Source organism: Tropicimonas marinistellae (assembly GCF_001509585.1).
In the GTDB taxonomy this organism is placed as follows: Bacteria; Pseudomonadota; Alphaproteobacteria; order Rhodobacterales; family Rhodobacteraceae; genus Tropicimonas; species Tropicimonas marinistellae.
In genome coordinates this window covers 126,637-146,689 of sequence record NZ_LNCI01000002.1, presented here as the reverse complement: position 1 = coordinate 146,689, position 20,053 = coordinate 126,637, and the positions used below count along the sequence as shown (strand labels likewise).

Annotated in this window: 11 protein-coding genes; 9 read left to right on the top strand and 2 right to left on the bottom strand. The window is 62.4% G+C overall.

All coding sequences use genetic code 11. The features are described from left to right. Positions 1–52 precede the first annotated feature (52 nt). The 8 genes from ARC39_RS04105 (at position 53) to ARC39_RS04070 (ending at position 13,443) form a co-directional block, all read left to right on the top strand. Positions 53–2,446: a glycogen/starch/alpha-glucan phosphorylase gene (locus ARC39_RS04105; protein ID WP_068110522.1), complete on the top strand. Its 2,394-nt coding sequence runs from the start codon at positions 53–55 to the stop codon at positions 2,444–2,446. Positions 2,447–2,489: 43 nt separating this feature from the next. Further along, positions 2,490–4,715, top strand: a complete 2,226-nt coding sequence (gene glgB / locus ARC39_RS04100) for a 1,4-alpha-glucan branching protein GlgB (RefSeq protein ID WP_068110518.1) — start codon at positions 2,490–2,492, stop codon at positions 4,713–4,715. A gap of 30 nt (positions 4,716–4,745) precedes the next feature. Beyond that, positions 4,746–6,014, top strand: coding sequence for a glucose-1-phosphate adenylyltransferase (gene glgC, locus ARC39_RS04095; RefSeq protein ID WP_068110516.1), 1,269 nt, complete (start codon positions 4,746–4,748; stop codon positions 6,012–6,014). Continuing rightward, positions 6,011–7,447, top strand: a complete 1,437-nt coding sequence (glgA, locus tag ARC39_RS04090; protein WP_068110513.1) for a glycogen synthase GlgA — start codon at positions 6,011–6,013, stop codon at positions 7,445–7,447. The genes glgC and glgA overlap by 4 nt, the downstream gene beginning before the upstream one ends. Continuing rightward, positions 7,387–9,534, top strand: coding sequence for a glycogen debranching protein GlgX (gene glgX / locus ARC39_RS04085; protein ID WP_078059061.1), 2,148 nt, complete (start codon positions 7,387–7,389; stop codon positions 9,532–9,534). The genes glgA and glgX overlap by 61 nt, the downstream gene beginning before the upstream one ends. Further along, the gene (gene malQ, locus ARC39_RS04080) at positions 9,534–11,471 is read left to right on the top strand and encodes a 4-alpha-glucanotransferase (RefSeq protein WP_068110508.1); all 1,938 of its coding nucleotides are present in this window, start codon (positions 9,534–9,536) and stop codon (positions 11,469–11,471) included. Before glgX ends, malQ begins: the two co-directional genes overlap by 1 nt. 3 nt (positions 11,472–11,474) lie before the next feature. Further along, positions 11,475–13,106 (top strand): alpha-D-glucose phosphate-specific phosphoglucomutase, encoded by a 1,632-nt coding sequence (locus ARC39_RS04075; RefSeq protein WP_068110506.1) that lies wholly within the window; start codon positions 11,475–11,477, stop codon positions 13,104–13,106. Between the two features lie 91 nt (positions 13,107–13,197). Next, on the top strand, positions 13,198–13,443 hold the full coding sequence (locus ARC39_RS04070; RefSeq protein WP_068110503.1) for a hypothetical protein: 246 nt from the start codon (positions 13,198–13,200) through the stop codon (positions 13,441–13,443). Between the two features lie 262 nt (positions 13,444–13,705). Here ARC39_RS04070 and ARC39_RS04065 read toward each other — a convergent pair whose 3' ends face one another. After that, on the bottom strand, positions 13,706–15,532 hold the full coding sequence (locus ARC39_RS04065) for a family 16 glycosylhydrolase (RefSeq protein ID WP_068110500.1): 1,827 nt from the start codon (positions 15,530–15,532) through the stop codon (positions 13,706–13,708). Positions 15,533–16,305: 773 nt separating this feature from the next. Between ARC39_RS04065 and ARC39_RS04060 the strand changes: the two genes are divergently transcribed. Then, the gene (locus tag ARC39_RS04060) at positions 16,306–17,334 is read left to right on the top strand and encodes a GT-B fold glycosyltransferase domain-containing protein (protein ID WP_068110497.1); all 1,029 of its coding nucleotides are present in this window, start codon (positions 16,306–16,308) and stop codon (positions 17,332–17,334) included. Between the two features lie 22 nt (positions 17,335–17,356). On the opposite strand, the gene pglA is transcribed toward ARC39_RS04060, so the two are convergent. Continuing rightward, positions 17,357–19,975: a polygalacturonase PglA gene (gene pglA, locus ARC39_RS25530; RefSeq protein ID WP_149866305.1), complete on the bottom strand. Its 2,619-nt coding sequence runs from the start codon at positions 19,973–19,975 to the stop codon at positions 17,357–17,359. Positions 19,976–20,053 lie beyond the last annotated feature (78 nt).

Below are 20,053 nucleotides of genomic sequence, written 5' to 3'. Positions count from 1 at the left end.
TGGACTGAAAGCGCCGCCTCCCCTCCCGCGGCCGCGTTACGAGGACGACATTATGACCCCCTCCGAAATGAAAGATGCCATCCTGCATCATCTGGTCTACACGCTGGGCAAGGATGCGGCGACCGCCCATGTGTACGATTGGCGAATGGCCTTGTCCTTTGCAGTGCGCGACCGGATCGTCGACCGGTGGTTCGCAGCCACCCGGCGTACCTATGGCAGTAACCTCAAGCGCGTCTACTACCTGTCGCTGGAATTCCTGATCGGACGGTTGTTGAAGGATGCAATCGTCAACATGCGGCTGGAGGAAGCCGCAACCGGCGCGCTGAAAGAACTGGCGCTGGACTACCGGGAAATCCTGGAGGACGAACCGGACGCCGCCCTTGGCAACGGTGGCCTCGGACGTCTGGCCGCCTGTTTCATGGAATCGATGTCGACCATCGGCCTGCCGGCGATGGGCTACGGCATCCGCTACGAGAATGGCCTTTTCCGCCAGCGGTTCGAGGACGGCCGGCAGATCGAGGAACCGGAGGACTGGCTCAGCCAGCGACACGCCTGGGAATTCGAGCGCCCCGAAGTCTCCATTGACATCGGCTTCGGCGGTCATGTGCAGGAGATTGGCAGTCGCGCCAACTGGTACCCGTCCGAAATGCTCATCGCCATGGCGCACGACACGCCGGTCATCGGCTGGAAGGGCCGCTGGGGCAACACACTGCGCCTGTGGGAGTCGCGGCCGATGCACGGCTTTGACCTCGCGCGGTTCAACCGCGGTGAATATGCCGCCGCCGCGGAGCCGGAGGCACTGGCCCGCACGCTCTCGCGGGTGCTCTACCCCGACGATCACACCGAACAGGGCAAGGAACTCCGGCTCAAGCAGGAGTTCTTCCACACCGCCGCCAGCCTGCGGGACATCATTCGTCGCTTCGAAAGCGAATACGACGATCTGAAGCTGCTGCCGAAGAAGGCCGCGATCCAGATCAACGACACCCACCCCGCCATCGCGGGACCCGAATTGGTCCGGATCCTGCATGACGAGCGCGGCATGGACTTCGAAGAGGCCGTCGGCATAGCCCGTGCGACACTCTCCTACACCAACCACACGCTGCTGCCCGAGGCGCTGGAGACCTGGGGCGAGGCGCGCATGGGCCGGCTGCTGCCGCGCCACATGCAGCTTATCGACCGGATCGACGACCTGCATCGCCGCGAAACCGGCACCCACAGCCTCAATGCGCACCAGGACGGCAAGGTTCACATGGGCACGCTGGGCTTCATCATGGCCCACAAGGTCAATGGCGTGGCGGCGCTGCACACCGAATTGATGAAGTCGACCGTCTTCAAGGAGTTGCACGAACTGCATCCCGATCGGATCGTGAACGAAACCAACGGTGTGACACCGCGCCGCTGGCTACTCTCATGCAACCCGCGCCTGTCTGGCCTCATCACCGACACCATCGGTGAGGATTGGGTGGACGATCTGGAGCAACTCGAAAAGCTCGAAGCGCATGCAGACGATTCGGCATTCGTCGACGCTTTCCTGGCCGCGAAGCGCGCCAACAAGGTGGATCTGTCTCAGTGGATCGCCGAGACGCTGAAGGTCAGCGTCGACCCGGACTCGATATTCGACATCCAGGTCAAGCGTATCCACGAATACAAGCGCCAGCACCTCAATCTGCTGGAAACGATCGCGCACTGGCAGGAAATCCGCGACAACCCCAACGCCGATTGGGTTCCGAGGGTGAAGATTTTCGGTGGCAAGGCGTTCCCCAACTATATCTACGCCAAGGAGATGGTCCGTCTCGCAAACGACATGGCGACGGTGATGAACAGCGATCCGCTGACATCCCGGTATCTGAAGGTTGTTTTCCCGCCGAACTACAACGTGAGCCTCGCCGAACGGTTGATACCTGCGGCAGATCTTTCCGAACAGATCTCGACGGCAGGCAAGGAAGCGTCGGGCACTGGCAACATGAAGTTCACGCTGAACGGGGCACTGACGATAGGAACCCTGGACGGCGCCAACGTGGAAATCCGCGACCTTGTCGGTGCCGAGAACTTCTTCCTCTTCGGCATGACCGCGGCCGAAGTGATGGAACGCCGCAAGGAAGGCGGCCATGCCGCGCGCGCGATTGCAGAGGACCCGCGCCTTGGCCGCGCGCTGGAGGCGATCCGTTCCGGGATATTCAGCCCCGACGAGCCGGGTCGCTACCATTCGATCACCGAGAACCTGACGCACCACGACTACTTCATGGTGTGTTCGGACTTCACCGACTATTGGCGGGCGCAGCGAGAGGTGGACGCGGCCTTCACCGATCGAAAGCAATGGACGCGCACCGCCGTTCTGAACACCGCGCGGGCCGGCTGGTTGTCTTCCGACAGGACGATCCGGGGCTACATGTCGGACATCTGGCACGCTGAACCTGCCACGGAGGGCGATGTCGCCGCAGGCTGAGGGTTGCGCTTGCGGTTGTGGGGCGATGGAGTAGCCTGACACCATGACAGACACTCCCGCCCCCTACCCGCAGATGCCGCTGTCCTCCGAGACGGCACAGCAGATCGCTCAGGGCGTCCTGCATGATCCCTTCGCCATCCTTGGTCCGCACGAGTACGGCGGCCAGGTCTGGGTCACCGCTTTCGACCCGGGCGCAAGCACCATGGAGGTCCTGATGAACGGGTCCGGAGACGGGACCGTTCACGTGCTTGCTCCTGTCGATGGCGCGGCGGGCGTCTTCTGCGGCCCGGTTCCGGCGCGTGCACCCTATCTTCTGCGCGGAACCAATGCGGCCGGAGAGACCTGGCTGAACGAAGATCCGTATCGCTTCGGCCCGGTAATCGGAGAGATGGACGAATACCTGCTCGCGGAGGGCACGCACCAACGGGTGTGGCAGGTGCTCGGTGCCCATGTGATTGAACACGAGGGTATCAGGGGCACCCATTTCGCCGTCTGGGCTCCCAATGCCCGGCGTGTCTCGGTGGTTGCAGACGTCAATTCCTGGGATGGCCGCCGCAATCCAATGCGGCTGCGCGGCCAGACCGGCGTCTGGGAAATCTTCCTGCCGGGCCTCACCGAAGGCGCTGCCTACAAGTATGAGCTTATCGGAGCGCAGGGGCAGTTGATGGCGCAGAAGGCCGACCCCATCGGGTTCGGCGCGCAGCATCCGCCCGAGACTGCCAGCGTCGTTCGGGACATCACGGGTTACGGTTGGCACGACGATGCGTGGATGGAAACACGTGCAGGCAACAATGCCCATGACGCGCCGATTTCAGTTTACGAGGTTCATCTCGGCTCCTGGAAACGTGTTGCCGACGAGGGAAACCGGCCGCTGTCCTACAAGGAAGCCGCGCAAGATCTGGTGAAATACGCCGCCGACATGGGCTTCACGCATCTGGAGTTCCTGCCGCTCAGCGAGTTCCCATTCGACGGTTCCTGGGGATACCAGCCGATCGGCCTCTTTGCGCCGACCATCCGGCACGGGCCGCCGCACGAGTTCCGCGATCTGGTCGACGCGGCCCATGAGGCCGGGCTGGGCGTGATCCTGGACTGGGTGCCGGGGCATTTCCCCACCGATGTTCATGGCCTCGCGCAGTTCGACGGCACGGCGCTCTATGAGCACGCCGACCCGCGCGAGGGTTTCCACCAGGACTGGAACACGCTGATCTACAATTACGGGCGCAACGAAGTCGCCAATTTCCTGATCTCGAACGCGCTCTACTGGCTGGAGGAATACCACGTCGACGGGCTGCGCGTGGACGCGGTCGCCTCCATGCTCTACCGCGACTACTCCCGCGAAGAGGGCCAATGGATACCCAACAAGGATGGCGGGCGGGAGAATTACGAGGCGATCAGCCTGCTCCAGCGCACCAATTCCATCTGTTATGGCGAAGTGCCCGGCATCATGACCGCTGCCGAGGAAAGTACGTCCTTCCCCGGTGTGTCCAAGCCGGTGGATGCTGGCGGCCTCGGCTTCGGGTTCAAGTGGAACATGGGATGGATGAACGATACGCTGGATTACATCTCCCGCGAACCCGTCCACCGCAAGCACCACCACCACCAGATGACCTTCGGCATCCACTATGCCTTCTCGGAGAATTTCATTCTGCCGATCAGCCATGACGAGGTGGTGCACGGGAAGGGCTCGATGCTCACAAAGATGCCGGGGCTGGAGGGCGATAAATTCGCCAATCTGCGCGCCTACTACGGCTTCATGTGGGGCCATCCCGGCAAAAAGCTCCTCTTCATGGGCTGCGAGATCGCGCAGTGGTCGGAGTGGAACTACAAGGATCAGGTCGACTGGCAGGCGGCCGAATACGGGACCCACGCCGGCGTGCAGAAACTGGTGAAGGATCTCAATCACCTCTATCGCGATACGCCGAGCCTCTACCTGAAGGATTGCGAACCCGGCGGCTTCGAGTGGCTGGAAGCCAACGACATGGACAATTCGATCTATGCCTGGGTGCGCCACGGTGGCCCGGATGACCCGCCGGTGGTCGTCGTCTGCAATTTCACGCCGGTCGAACGTAGTGGCTACCGCGTAGGCCTTCCGGTGGCAGGACGCTGGCGCGAGGCGCTCAATACAGACTCCGAGGCCTACGGCGGCCAGGGGCGCGGCAATATGGGAGAGGTGACGACCGAAGAGGTGGACTGGCATGGCCAGGATCACTCCGCCGGCCTTACCTTGCCGCCGCTCACGACAATTATTCTTGTGCATGATGGCAGCTGACGTGCACAAAACGAGGGAGGGATACCACCGATGCCGAATGCTCACGTGAGATTGTCCGCAAGGGCAATGGCCTTCGTTCTGGCGGGCGGACGGGGCAGCCGCCTCAAGGAACTGACTGACAACCGCGCGAAACCGGCGGTCTATTTCGGCGGCAAGGCCCGGATCATCGACTTTGCGCTGTCGAACGCGCTTAACTCCGGTATCCGGAAGATGGCGATTGCGACGCAGTACAAGGCCCATTCCCTGATCCGCCACTGCCAGCGCGGATGGGATTTCTTCCGTGCGGAACGGAACGAATTCCTCGATATCCTACCCGCCTCGCAACGCATGGGCGGCGAGAACTGGTACATGGGCACGGCCGACGCCGTGACGCAGAACATCGACATCATCGACAGTTATCATATCGACTACATCCTCGTGCTTGCCGGGGATCACATCTACAAGATGGACTACGAGATGATGCTGCAGCAGCACGTCGACTCCGGCGCCGACGTGACCATCGGATGCCTGACGGTTCCCCGCGAGGAGGCCAGCGCCTTCGGCGTGATGGATGTGGATGCCACCGGTCGCATCATCGATTTCATGGAAAAGCCCGCTGACCCGCCGGGCACGCCGGACGATCCGGAGGTGACCCTCGCCTCCATGGGCATTTACGTATTCAGCTGGAAGTTTCTCCGCGAGATCCTTCTGCAAGACGCGGCCGACCCCAATTCCAGCCATGACTTCGGGAATGATATCATCCCCTCCCTGGTGAAAAACGGTAAGGCCGTTGCCCACCGGTTCACCGATAGCTGCGTCAAGTCCGAACCCGAGGCGCCTGCCTATTGGCGCGACGTGGGCACGGTGGACGCTTTCTGGAAAGCCAATATCGACCTGACGGATTTCACGCCCGAACTCGACCTGTGGGACCACAACTGGCCGATCTGGACCTATTCGGAATCCGTGCCGCCCGCCAAGTTCATACACGATGAAGAGGACCGTCGCGGCACCGCTGTCTCGTCCATGATTTCCGGCGGTTGCATCGTATCAGGGACCGAAATCCGCAACTCGCTGCTGTTCACCATGGTTCATGCCAATTCTTACGCGTCGCTGGATCACGCCGTGGCGCTTCCTTACGTGACGGTCAACCGCTACGCGAAGCTGAAGAACTGCGTCATCGATCGTGGCGTGGTCATTCCGGAGGGGCTGGTCGTCGGCGAGGACCCGGAAGAAGATGCCAAGTGGTTCCGCGTGTCCGGTAAGGGTATCACGCTGATCACCCAGAGCATGCTCGACAGAAGGGATGCCGCGCTCTCATGAAGGTCCTCTCGGTTGCCTCCGAAATCGCCCCCCTGATCAAGACCGGCGGGCTGGCGGACGTTGCCGGTGCGCTGCCGGCCGCGCTGAAGGATCTGGGCGTCGAGATGCGCTCTCTTGTGCCGGGCTATCCGTCGGTCCTGTCTGCACTGGGCGATGGAACGCAGATCATGACCGACGGCGATCTTTTCGGCGGGCCGGCGCAGGTCCTGTTCGGTCAGGCGGAGGGGCTTGATCTCTACGTGCTCGACGCTGCGCACTTGTTCTACCGTGACGGCGGACCCTATGCCGCTCCGGACGGCTATGATTGGTGGGACAATCCGCAGCGTTTCGCCGCGCTTTGCTGGATGGCCGCGCGGCTCTGCAACGAGGGGCACCTGCACGGCTGGCAACCCGACGTTCTGCAAGCCCATGACTGGCAAGGCGGTCTCGCTCCGGTCTACATGCAGCGCCTTGGAGCCTCCCACAAGGTTGGCTCAGTCATGTCGATCCACAATATCGCCTTCACCGGATCGGCGGGCGCCGATATGATCGCGAGCCTTCGCCTGCCCGCGGAGGGATACAACGCAGGTGGCTTTGAGTTCTACGGACGGATATCGGCACTGAAAGCCGGAATCGCCTACGCCGACAAGGTCAATACCGTGAGCCCGACCTACGCCGAGGAGCTCAAGACAGAGGGCTTCGGAATGGGGTTCGACGGAACCCTGCGCTACAAGGGCAAGGACTTCGTCGGAATTCTGAACGGTATCGACACCGAGGCCTGGAACCCCGCGAACGACCCGGAAATCGCCACCTACAAGACGCTGCCCGGCAAGGGCAAGGCACGCGCCGCGCTGATCGAGGAGATGGAGCTTGCGCCGGAGGGCGGCCCGATCTGTGTCGTCGTTTCTCGACTGACGGAACAGAAGGGGCTCGACTTGCTGTTGCACGCCCTGCCCGATCTGATCGAGCGCGATGGCCGCCTTGTGCTTCTGGGCTCCGGCGACCCCTGGCTTGAGGGCCAGTTCGCCGAAGCAGCCGTCGCCAACCCGGGCAAGGTTGCCGTACGGATCGGTTACAACGAGCCACTGTCGCACAGGATCATCGCCGGTGGTGATGCGATCCTCGTCCCCTCGCGCTTCGAGCCCTGCGGGCTGACACAGCTATACGGGCTGCGCTACGGCACGGTGCCTGTCGTGGCCCAGACGGGAGGGCTTGCCGACACGGTGATCCCACACACGGTCGCCACCCGTACCGCCAATGTCGCGACCGGCATCCAATTTGCCCCCAACAGTGTCCAGGCACTGCAAGAGGCGATTGGGCAACTATGTGACCTCTGGGCAGAACCGAAGGTCTTCCAGCAGATGCAACGCAACGGTATGAAGTTCCCTGTAGGATGGGACACATCGGCCGCGGCCTATGCGGCGTTGTTTGCAGAGGCGGCAAAACACCCGTGAGGCACCCCGAATTCGCGATCTCCGCAGGGCGTCCGGCGCCCCTTGGCGCCACGTTCGACGGAGATGGCGTGAATTTCGCCGTCTTTTCGCAGCATGCGACGGCGATGGAGGTTTGCCTCTTCAGCTATGACGGCAAGACGGAACTGCAGCGCCTGCGCCTGCCAGAACGCGATGGTGACGTTTGGTACGGCTATGTCTCCGGCCTGCGGCCGGGCCAGTATTACGGTTTGCGCGCCCACGGCCCGTACCGGCCGGACGAAGGGCATCGCTTCAACCCAAACAAGCTGCTTCTGGACCCCTATGCGAAACGACTGACCGGGCAGCCCGTGTGGCACGACGCGCTGATGGGCTATCAGATCGGTTCGAATGCCCGCGACCTGAGTTTCGACACCCGCGACAGCGGACCATATATGCCGCGTTGCGTTGTGGAGGACCCCGCGTTCTCCTGGGGGTACGACCACCCGCCGCAAACGCCGATTGCAGACACGGTTATCTACGAAGCCCATGTAAAAGGCCTGACCCAGCTGCATCCCAAGGTCGCTCCGGAGGGTACGTTCCTCGGTATCGCCACCGATCCGATGCTGGAGTACTTCCACAGACTCGGCATCACGGCGGTGGAACTCCTGCCGGTTCAGGCCTTCCTGACCGACCGGTTCCTGCACGACAAGAACCTGACGAACTACTGGGGCTACCAGACGCTCGGCTTTTTTGCCCCTGACCCGCGCTATCTCTCAGAAGGAAAGATCAGCGAGTTTCAACAGATGGTGGCCCGGCTCCACCACGCGGGAATCGAGGTTATCCTCGACGTGGTTTACAACCACACCTGCGAGGGGAACGAGTTGGGCCCAACGCTGAGTTTCCGTGGCCTCGACAACCGATCCTACTACCGCCTGATCCAAGACCGGCGCTATTACATCAACGACACCGGCACAGGGAACACGCTCAACCTCGACCACCCGATGGTGCTGCGCATGGTGATGGATTCCCTGCGTTACTGGGTGCAGGTGATGCATGTGGACGGGTTCCGGTTCGATCTCTGCTCCACGCTTGGGCGCACGGACTACGGCTTCGACCAAGGCGCAAGTTTCTTCGACTCGATCCGCCAGGATCCGGTGCTAACTCAGGTCAAACTCATCGCGGAGCCCTGGGACGTTGGCCCCGGCGGCTATCGCCTCGGGGGGTTCCCGCCGCCGTTTCACGAATGGAACGACCGGTTCCGCGACGGTGTGCGGCGTTTCTGGCGCGGCGATGCCGGGCGTGCACCCGACCTTGCGGGCCGTCTCACGGGTTCGGCTGCCGAGTTCGATCATTCCGGCCGGCCGGCCACGGCTTCGGTCAATCTGATAACGGCCCATGACGGTTTCACCCTGCACGACACGGTGAGCTACAACGGCAAGCACAACCTCGCTAACGGCGAGGACAATCGCGACGGTCATTCGGAGAACTATTCCGACAACTTCGGCCATGAGGGCCCGACAGACGACGTTGGAATCAACGAGGCACGCGCGCGGCGCAAACGGGCGATGATTGCCACGTTGCTGCTTAGCCAGGGCACACCGATGCTGCTTGCCGGGGACGAGCTGGGCAATAGCCAAAACGGCAACAACAACGCCTATGCGCAGGACAATCCCACGAGTTGGATCGACTGGGACAAGGCGGACATGGACTTCATGGCGTTCACGTCCAAGATGATCCGGTTCCGGCTGGACCATCCGATCCTGCGGCAGAAGGTCTTTCTGCACTCCCGCGAACGCCGGATCGACGGGCGGGAGGATCTGTTCTGGTGGCGCCCCGACGGCAAACCGATGGCGACGCCCGATTGGGTCGACCCCGGCCTCAAGATCGTCTGCGTCGAGATGCGGACGGCCTCCGGCACGCCGATCTATGCCGCCACGGAAAACGCGATCTTCATGGTATTCAACGCCGGCGGCGACACCAAGGTCCGGCTCCCCGTGCCACCGAAGGGTCAAAGATGGAAATGGTCGATCGATACGTCCGAACCTGACGCCAGCGGCGGAACAATGAGACGGAACGAATTCACCAGCTCCGCACAATCCGTGTCCGTGTTCGTTTTGGGGGCGGCGTGATGAACGAAACGCTGCGTGACCTCGTTGACCTGACCGGCATCCACCACGACTACTGGGACCAGACTGGTCATCGCGTTGAAACCTCGGAACATACCGTGCGTGCCCTGCTCGGCGCTATGGGTTTTTCCGCTTCGACGGAGGCCGAAGCCGCCGAAACGCTCGCCGGGCTGCGGGCGGAGGCGGCAGTCCGCGCTCTGCCGCGATGGCTGATCGTACCGCCGGAAGCCGCTTCCAGCCATCCGCTGCAATGCGCTGTCTGCGCCGTGTTGCTGATATGCGAGGACGGACGCGAAGAACCGCTTGACGCAGCGGACGACATGCTGCTGTTGCCGCCCCTTCCACTCGGCATTCACCGGCTTTTGCTGGACGGCCACGAGACCACGCTACTCGCAGCGCCCGAACATCTGCCGCTGCCGGATCCGGGTTGGGGCGTGACGCTGCCGCTCTACGGATTGCGCACAGAGGACGAGGGCGGCTACGGCGACTACTCCGATCTGACCCGCGCGGTCGAAGGGCTTGCGAAGGGCGGTGCAGACTTTGTCGGCCTCAACCCGGTGCATGCAGGATTTCCCGCCGATCCCAATGCATTCAGCCCCTATTCCCCGTCTCACAGGCGGCGTTTCAATACAGTGCATATCGCGCTTCCGGACAGACGGTTGAACGGTGGCGGCCCTCTGATCGACTACCCGACCACGATCCGCGAGCATCGTGCCGGACTGGAACAGGCTTTTGCCGCCTTCGAGGCCCGCGGAGAGGACCCCGACTTTGCCGCATGGGTCGCGCAGGAAGGGGCATCGCTGCAGCGATTTGCAACCTATCAAGCCCTGTCCGACCTGCACGGCCCCTATTGGTTCGACTGGCCCGAAGCGCTAAGAGACCACGCCTCGCCGGACGTGGCCGCGTTCCGCGCGAAAAACCCCGGCTCCATCCGGTTCCACGCCTGGGCACAATGGATGGCAGAGCGACAGCTGGCGGAAGCGGCAGAGGCTGCCCGCGCGCGGGGGATGCGATACGGGCTCTACCTCGATCTCGCCGTTGGCACCCATCCACACGGTGCCGAAACCTGGTCCGAGGGGCACGCCTTTGCAAGCGGTGTCTCGCTCGGGGCACCGCCCGACGCCTTCTCGCCCGATGGACAGGTCTGGGCTCTGGCACCGTTCAACCCGCATGCGCTCGCAGCTGCGCACTTCCGCCCATTCGCGGAGACGCTTCGCCGGCAGTTTCGCTATGCCGGGCTCCTGCGCATCGACCATGCCCTTGGCTTTGAACGGGCCTTCTGGGTGCCCGACGACGGCAAGACACCCGGCGCCTACGTCGCCATGCCCCGCGACGCGCTGCTCGCTGTCGTCCGCATCGAGGCGACCCGCGCAGGCGCCACGGTGGTTGGCGAGGATCTCGGCAATATTCCCGACGGTCTGCAAACGGCGCTTGCCGCATCGGGTATTCTGGGGTGCCGCGTTGCGATGTTCGAGCAGTACAGTCATGGCGATTTCCGCCGCCCGGAGGAGTACACCGAAGCGGCGCTTGCCTCATTCGGCACACATGATTTGCCGACCTGGAAGGGATGGCGTGCCGGGCGCGACATAGAGGTGCGCCACCAGATCGGAATTCTGTCGGACGAGGATTTCAGCAACGGACAGGACTGGCGACGTGGCGAAGTCGGTGGATTCGACACGCTCGCCGGCACACAGGACGGCGCGAGCGAAGCCATGCACCGTTTCATCGGCGGCGTGCGGAGCCGTCTCGTTGCGCTCCAGATCGAGGATATTCTGGACCTTCCGGAACAGGCGAACCTGCCGGGCACCGTCGACACCCACCCCAACTGGCGCCGGCGACTGCCGGTGCCTGCCGCCGAACTCGGCGGGCATAGAGCGATCGCACGCGCTTCGGTTATTATGAGAGAGACTGGTCGAACTACGAGCGGCCGACAGGAGTAAGCCATGGAACGCATTACCGTCCAGACAACGCCAATCGAAGGCCAGAAGCCGGGTACGTCCGGCCTGCGAAAAAAGACAAACGTCTTCATGGCACTTCATTTCCTTGAGAATTTCGTCCAAGCGATCTTCACCGGTATCGGCGGTGTCGCCGGCAAGACGCTCGTTCTTGGCGGAGATGGACGCTACTTCAACGACCGCGCGGCGCAGGTGATCCTACGTATGGCCGCAGCCCAGGACTGCGCGAAGATCATCGTGGGACGGGATGCGCTGATGTCCACGCCTGCGGCCTCCAACATGATCCGCATCCGCAAGACCGATGGCGGCATTATCATGTCGGCCTCGCACAATCCCGGCGGGCCAAAAGAAGATTTCGGCGTCAAGTTCAATACCCCCAATGGCGGGCCGGCGCCGGAAGAGGTGACGAACAGGATCTTCGAGGCGACAAAGGTCATCGAGAGCTACGACATCATGCAAGCGCAGGACGTAGACCTCTCGCAAATCGGTGAGACGTCTCTCGGCGATATGGCAATCGAGGTCGTGGACCCGGTCGCCGATTACGCCGCACTGATGGAGAAGCTCTTCGATTTCGGCGCGATCGCGGCACTATTCGAGAGCGGCTTCCGTATCCGCTTCGACGCGATGCATGCCATCACCGGTCCCTACGCCAAGTCCATCCTCGAGGATCGTCTCGGCGCACCTGCGGGCTCGGTGGTGAACGCGGTCCCCTCGCCCGATTTCGGCGGCGGCCACCCGGACCCGAACCCGATATGGGCCAAGGATCTGATGGATATCATGTATGGGGCGGATGCACCGGACTTCGGTGCCGCCTCCGACGGTGACGGCGACCGCAACATGATCGTGGGAAAGAGCGCCTATGTAACTCCGTCGGACTCGCTGGCGTTGCTCGCCGCCAACGCCCACCTCGCACCCGGCTATTCCGAAGGTTTGGCGGGCGTCGCGCGCTCCATGCCAACATCGGGCGCCGTGGATCGCGTCGCCGCCAAGCGCGGGCTCGACTGCTATGAGACGCCGACGGGCTGGAAGTTCTTCGGTAACCTGCTGGATGCCGGTCGCGCAACGCTTTGCGGTGAGGAAAGCGCCGGTACCGGCTCCGATCACGTGCGGGAAAAGGACGGGCTGTGGGCGGTGCTGCTCTGGCTCAATATCCTGGCCAAAACCGGCAAGTCCGTTCAGCAGATGCTGGACGACCATTGGGCCGAGTTCGGCCGGAACTACTATTCCCGACACGATTACGAAGGCGTAGACAACGCGGCCGCGGAGGGGCTGATGGACGCGCTGCGGGCTCGTTTTTCCACCCTGCCCGGCCAGAGCTTTGCCGGTAGGACTGTCGCCAGTGCTGACGAGTTTTCCTACGATGATCCGGTCGACGGCTCGCATTCCGCAGGTCAGGGAATCCGCATCGGGTTCGAGGGTGGGGGTCGCGTGGTCTTCCGCCTCTCCGGCACCGGAACCGTGGGCGCCACGCTGCGTGTCTATCTCGAAGACCTTTGCGAAGATTCCGCGGAGATGCACAAGGACCCACAGGAGGCGCTAGCCGACATCATCGCAGCGGCCGATGCAATTGCCGGAATCCGCGAGCGAACTGGTCGCGACGGACCTGACGTGCGCACCTGACGACGCGCCGCCTTGTCACAAACCGTGACAACCAGCACCTACCCGCTTCATTGGGGATGCTGGTCGCATCCACTGGGCCGGAGCAAGCATTGTGGAAGCCTCGTCGGGACATCTCTTCGAGAGGCTCCTGAAACAGAGCCTGGTGCCCGGCCAACCATCCGTCAGCTACAAAAACCAGATCGCCGAGTTCCTCGCGGCGAACGCCAACAAGAGTGAATTGATCAACGAAAAGAGCGGCGTGGTCTATTCCGAGCCAACGACGTTTGCCTCGTACGCGCTGATTTCTCAGACGCCGGACAGCACGCGAGGCCGAAGCAGGCGTGCATCCCGCGTGTAGCAGATCGCTTGAGCAAGTCACATGTCCGTTCCGGTTTTGCTGGGGTCGAGACCGATCCACGCAGATCGACGGCGCCCTGCTTCCCGAGACAGTTCCGTGTCCGCCGCGGTGCACTCCGTGGCGGCGGCGCGCGCGATTGTCGGCGCGGTTCGTCCACAAGACCCGCCGCATCTGCGTTTCGGGCAGCGAGCCTCGAACAGCGCCGCAAAAGCAATCGGGGCACCGCGCAAAGCGATGCCCCGATTGCTTGGCCGTGTTCAGATCAGAGAACCGTGTCGTCTATCGCGATCAGTTCAACTGCTTCGATCCCACGCACTGTTAGGCCAAGGCTTTCCAGTTCGAATTCCGGACCGCCATGGCGGGAGGTGTCGTAGTTGTCCGCCATGAAAGTCTCGAGTGCAGCAATGTCGGATTGGAGATCTGCATCCGCAAGTTGCGCTTTGGTACCGTACACCTTCAGCGTGTCGAACCCGGCCATGCCCTCGTAGCGGTCTTCTTCGCCACCGTTGTCGCCGATCAGATAGGCCAGGATGTCGTTGCCGGCACCGGCCCGAAGGTGGTCGCTGCCAGCGCCACCATCAATCACATCAGAGCTACCGCGGCTCACAATGTAATCGTCGCCGCCCTGCCCGTTGATGCTGTCAGCGCTCCCGCTGCCATAGATGTCTTCGTCCCCGGAACCACCGTTTTTGTCGGCGTCGGGATATGACCCGCTGTCAACTTCCGTTCCACCGCCGGTTTCGCCGCCGCTTTCGTCATCGCCGTCTGTTTCGTCGGTCGTGGTGCTGTCGTCGTCGACGTCGGGCACGACATCGATGTCTTCTCCCGAGGTGCCGGAGCCCGCTCCATCGTCGTCGATCACAACGAGTTCCACCGCTTCGATGGCCCGCACCGTCAAGCCGATGCTGCTGAAGGTGAAGTCCTTACCACTGTGCGATCCGGCATCGTAGTTCGACGCGATGAAGGCCTTGAGCTTCTCGATATCGGCAACGAGCCCGCTATCGGCCAGCTCTTCCTTTGTGCCATAGATCTGCAGCGTGTCGACGCCCGAATAGCCCTTGTAGTGATCGGACGATCCGTAGTTGCGGCCGATGACGTAGACCAGCGTATCGTTGCCAGCCCCTGCGCGGACTTCGTCGTTTCCAGCCCCGCCGGTCACGATATCGCTACCGCCCCGCGAGATGATCATGTCGTTGCCGCGCCCACCGTCAATGCTGTCGGCCGATCCGCCACCGTACAGCGTTTCGTTCGCATTGGTGCCCACAGTGCCGAAGCCCGGAAGCGCACCGTCCTCGATGCTCACGTCATCCCGCGAACCGTCGCCGGATTCCGCGCCTGTCGTGGTGTCGTCGCGTTCGTCTTCACCCGACGTGCTGCCGCCGTCCGACCCGTAGGGCGCACCATCTTCATCGTAGCTCACGCGAGAGTAATAGGCCGCCGTCTTGCCGCCGTTTTCCAGGTAGTCGCTGAGTTCGCCATGCCAATTGTCGAAGGTGCCCGACCAGACGTCCATGATGATTTTCATTTCTTCATCAGGGATCGGAATACCGGTGTCGGCAGACGTTACCTCGTAGACGACCTCGCCATCGATGTACCAGGTGATCGAGTCTTCCTGCCAATCGAAGCCGTAGGTGTGCATCTCTTCGGCGGCATCGTAACCGAGATCGATCTGAACGCTGCCGTTCAGAGAGCCCATGCTCTTGTCGCCGTAGTAGTAGTTGATGTTGACGACCGTGGTGTCACCGCCGAGGAACTCGAAGTCGATCTCGTTATGTGTGTCGGCCCCCCAGAAGTCGTTCGTGAACAGGAAGAACGACGAAACCACCCCGGATTCTCCCGAAGCGATCATGTCGACCTCGTAATACCCGTATCCGTAGTAGTCCTTCGATTGGATCTCGGAGCCCGTGTAATCCTTGGTGTGTTTCTTGTCCTTGGCGGTGGTCGCGTCGAATTCCAACGCAATCTCGCCGTCAAGTTGCTTGATGTAGTCGGCTTCCCATGCCGTCCATTGCCACGAGTTGGCAATCGAGAAATCGGCGAGATACCAGAAGTCCTGGTCGATGGTATCGAAGTTGTCCGTAAAGCTCATTCGTACATCCCAGTTTGCTTGTCCACTTGCCGATGGTCCCCACATCGGCGGGACCGCGTGCCCCCCGTTTTGGTCATTCACGCGAACCTAGCGAGGGAGCATTTCATTTGAATTCGATTCAGCTTGCCGACCGAAAATCGGCGTTAATGTGCCGAGCTTCGGGCAGAAAGGAGACCGCCCCACAGGCCGTAGAACCCGTTCCGAGCTGGCCGCGTGCGCGATCACAAGGAGTCCAGAAAAACGTGTCGACCGGGTTAAGACGCACGCCACGACTCGCCCCAGGGCCGATCGGACGGCGCCCGCCACGGCAGTCCATGGGGAAGCACAACCAGGGATTTCAGACCGGGCGCCCGAGATTGCGACGCCAGATCAGAAGCTTGGCGACAATCTGGTCTGTTTCGCCGGATTGATGCATGCGGCGTTGTTTCAGTGTGGTTTTGTCGAACAATACGGCCCGAAGGGCCTGCCATGTCCCTCGCCAGACGCGGAAAGGGGACACGCTCCGATACACATTTCGATCGATTGCGCAGCGAATCGAGACGCTGGCAGGCGCTCGGCGGATTTCAGCCGGTGAAAGCTGCGACAATCGGACATGCGTGACTTGCCTTCCCTCGTTGCGATCAGGCATCGCTCGACGAATCGAAACTTTCGCTCGGCAATTGCCGTCCAGCAGCAGAAATCACCTGTCGGCAAAGCCGCGACAGGTCGGTCGATTCGTCCGGCGGGGTCCTTTTTTTGACCGGATTCGCAGCCTATGCTCACGCCCGCATCAAATGGCGGGCCGACAAGCAGGCATTGGCAACGTGACCCAGAAAAGCGGATCGAGTTTCAACCTTGCGGCAATCGCGCAGGGTGGACGGTTACAATACGAAGCATTGCTGCTCGCGGCATCGCTGCGTGCCTGCGATCCAGCCTTTCAAGGCAGGCTCATCCTTCTGGAACCGCAGCCCGGCGGCGCGTGGCCCGGAGACCCGCGTATTCGCGGCGAGGCAACGCGCGCCGCTCTTGCACGGCTCGGCGCGGAGGTTGTGCCATTCGAGGCCAACCATTTCGGCGCGGCCTACCCTCAGGGAAACAAGATTGAGGCATTGACGGCTCTTCCGGAAGGCGAGCCATTCCTGTTTCTGGACAGTGACACGCTGATTACCGGCGCACTCTCGGATGTGCCGTTCAACTTCGACCGTCCCGCCGCTTCGATGCGCCGGGAGGCGACGTGGCCCGAGATCGAGCTCTACGGACCCGGCTACAATGCGATCTGGGGGGCCCTTTACCGTCGCTTCGGCCTCGATTTCGCCAGTTCGCTGGATCTTTCGCAGCCCGATGAGTTCTGGCGACGGTACCTCTACTTCAACGCCGGCTGGTTCTTCTACCGCGACCCCAAGGCGTTCGGTGAACGGTTCCTCGACTACGCGCTGTCCGTGCGGAACGACCCGCCAGAGGAACTGGTGTGCCAATCGCTCGACCCTTGGCTCGATCAGATAGTTCTACCGCTGGTCATCCATTCCTTCGGCGGTGGCCGACCGGGTCCGGAGCTAGACGGAATGGACGGGGGCGTGACCTGCCACTGGCGCGTCCTGCCGCTGCTCTACGCGCGCGAATGCGACCGGGTGGTGGAGGTCCTCGAAGAGGTCGCCGCGCCAAACTGGATCAAGAAGGTGCTGAAGGAGCACGAGCCGTTCAAGCGCATGGTCTACCAGGGGCGCGGCAGAAAGGTTCGAGAGATGTTCGACCGCGCAGATCTCCCGAGCCCGGAACAGAAGATCCGCAACCGGATCAAGGCTGCAAAACTCTGGATGCGGTGAATTGGCCGGTCCCGGCCTTTAATCAGTTCCCAGAACGCGCCATCAGGGCCTCGGCCGTCGCCATCATCATCGGACCAACGCCCTTGGGGTCGTCCTCGCAGATCGTCTCGGACACGTAGTAGGCCGCCGATCCATCGCGGAACCGGCCTTCGAACGGACCCAGCCCGGCGACGTGGCACATGGGGCCGAAGCCCGTCCCGGCATCCACATCGGCTGTGTCGGCGATCCGCTGCTCCAACGCCCGATAGCCGTTCAGGCCAGCGCCCGAATAGCACCCAACACCCAGCCGTTCTGCACGCAGCAGGGCATAGGCAAACATCGCGGATGCTGACATTTCCTCGTAGTTGCCGTCCAGTTTCGGCCGGTCCGGAACCTGCAGCCACAATCCACCCTTTGTCTGCATGGACACGATCCGTGTCAGCAGCGCGTCGGTCGCCTGCGCGATGCCTTCCTTGTGCGCGCGCTTGGCTCCCAGCACGTTACACAGATCCACGAGTGCCATGGCCAGCCAGCCGTTTGCACGAGCCCAGTGGTCAAGATTGTGCCCGGTGTCCGGTCTGGCCCAAGGTTGCATGCGTTTCTCGTCATAGGCGTGGGCATGCAACCCGGTTTCGGGTTTGTAGAGCAGAGCCAGCGCACGAAGCATCTGCGCCAGCGCGTCGGCAAGCAATGGATCGTCACCCGCGCGCAGCGCGTATTCGGCCTGGAATGGCAACCCCATGTAGAGACCGTCGAGCCACACCTGCCAAGGATACCGCAATTTGTGCCAGTAGTTGCCGTCGTTCGTGCGCGGGTGGTTTCTGAGTTGGGTCGCCAGAAGATCGGCCGCACGGCTATATCGGCTGTCGCCCACCTCGTCGATCAGATGGAACAGGCACCGGCCCGCCAGAACATTGTCGATGTTGTATTCGGAGATGTCGTATCCATCGATGGCCCCGTCCGGTCCGATCCTCGCATCAACCAAGCGGCGCAGGTGACGAAACCATCGCCGGTCGCCGGTGGCGCGGTGGAGCGCGATGAGCCCCAGGTAGACCAGACCGTCCTCGTAGCACCAGTTGCCATTCTTGTAGGGCTGGTGCCGGGCGGCGAAGGCGTCGAAGTAGGCCAGTACCTTTTTCGTTGACGAGAGGGTGTCGACGGAAACGGAGGACCCGTTGACTCGCCCGGTCCAAGACACCTCCGCGTTTTGCGACCAAAGGTCGGCGTGCCGCATTGCAGGCACATCGTCGGCCATCAGCGGAATCGCCGCTGCCGCGCCGGGATCAAAGCTGAAATCCACCTCCGACATCGAAACGCCTGCAATCGGCGCCTCGGGAAGACCGAGAAACGCGCCAACGGCAAGACGGGTGTTGGTGACCTTCACGCGGGCGATGTCTATCCCGGAAATTGACGGCGTGCGTTCGGTCACCTCTGCCGGTTCGCGGCTCTGAACCTCCGCCGAATGCCCGTCATGGTCACAATAGTAATGCGCGTTGGCCACGAAGGCGGTGTCGACCCGATCCATCTCGCAATCGTGGATCGAGATAGCGGCCACCTGCCCGCCTCTCCCACGGCGTGACTTGATGCGCAATCCGCGGTCCGTCTCGTCGAATTCGCAATCCTCGATGCGAACCTCCCTGACTGACCCCGACATCTCCGAGCCGATCACCACTGCCCCGTGCCCGCGTTCCATGCGGCAGTTTCGGATCAAGACACGTTCCGTCGGCAGAAGATGGTCGGCGCGCCCGTCATCTGCACGCTTGCCCGCCTTGATGGCAATGCAATCGTCGCCCACCGTGAAGCGCACGCCCTCGATCCGTACATCCCGGCACATTTCAGGGTCGAGACCATCGGTGTTAGGGCTGTCGGGCGGGTTCGTCACGGTCACGCCGGCGATCCGCAGATCCCTGCAAGCGACCGGATGAATCGTCCAGCTGGGGGAATTGCAGACGGTGATACCGGACAGGGTCAGGCCGGTGCAGCCGGTGGCAAAGATCGTGCGCGGCCGCCGGGCACCGTCCCGCGTCTCCTTCGGCCAATCCCACCAATCGGCACTGTCGGCGCCACCGTCCACGGTACCTGCACCGGTAATCGCGAGGTTGTCGCATCCGATTGCGGTAAGAAGCGACGCGAAACTTGCTGCGGGCAAACCTTCCCATGTACCGAGCATCCGACCGGCCTCGTCGCGCTCAGGCAGGATCGGGTATGCCGTGCGATCCGCCACGCCAAGAAGACGCGCGCCGGTTTCCAGATGCAGCGTCATATGGGGGCGCAAAAAGATCGGTCCGGTACGCCATGTTCCCGGTGGAACGATGAGCGTGCCTCCCTCGGGGACGGCAGCCAAGGCGGCCGAAAAGGCCGGTGCATTGTTCGCGCTACCCGCGTCGAGGCCGTATTCTGCTGCATGAACATGACCGGCGCACTCGGGCGTGCGAAACCGGATCTCTTTCCTCCCCGCGCAGAAGGCGTAGTCGGTGCCGGGTTTCAGGCGGTCGAGGAAGATGGCCGCGCATTCCGCGCTTCCATCGACGGCTCCATTGTCGTCGGTCAGCGTCCAGGAGATCGGCGCGGGCAGCCGGTAGCGCAGGCCGGGCGCAGAGCACAGGACAACAGCGGTTCGGGGCGTGAGGCAGCTCACGCGGAGGTCAGGAGCTTCGGACATGGAACCATCGCGGCTTTCGGTGAATGTGCGGCGGCGCCACCGCCGCACATCTTGTCATGAGCGATAAGGAGGAACGTA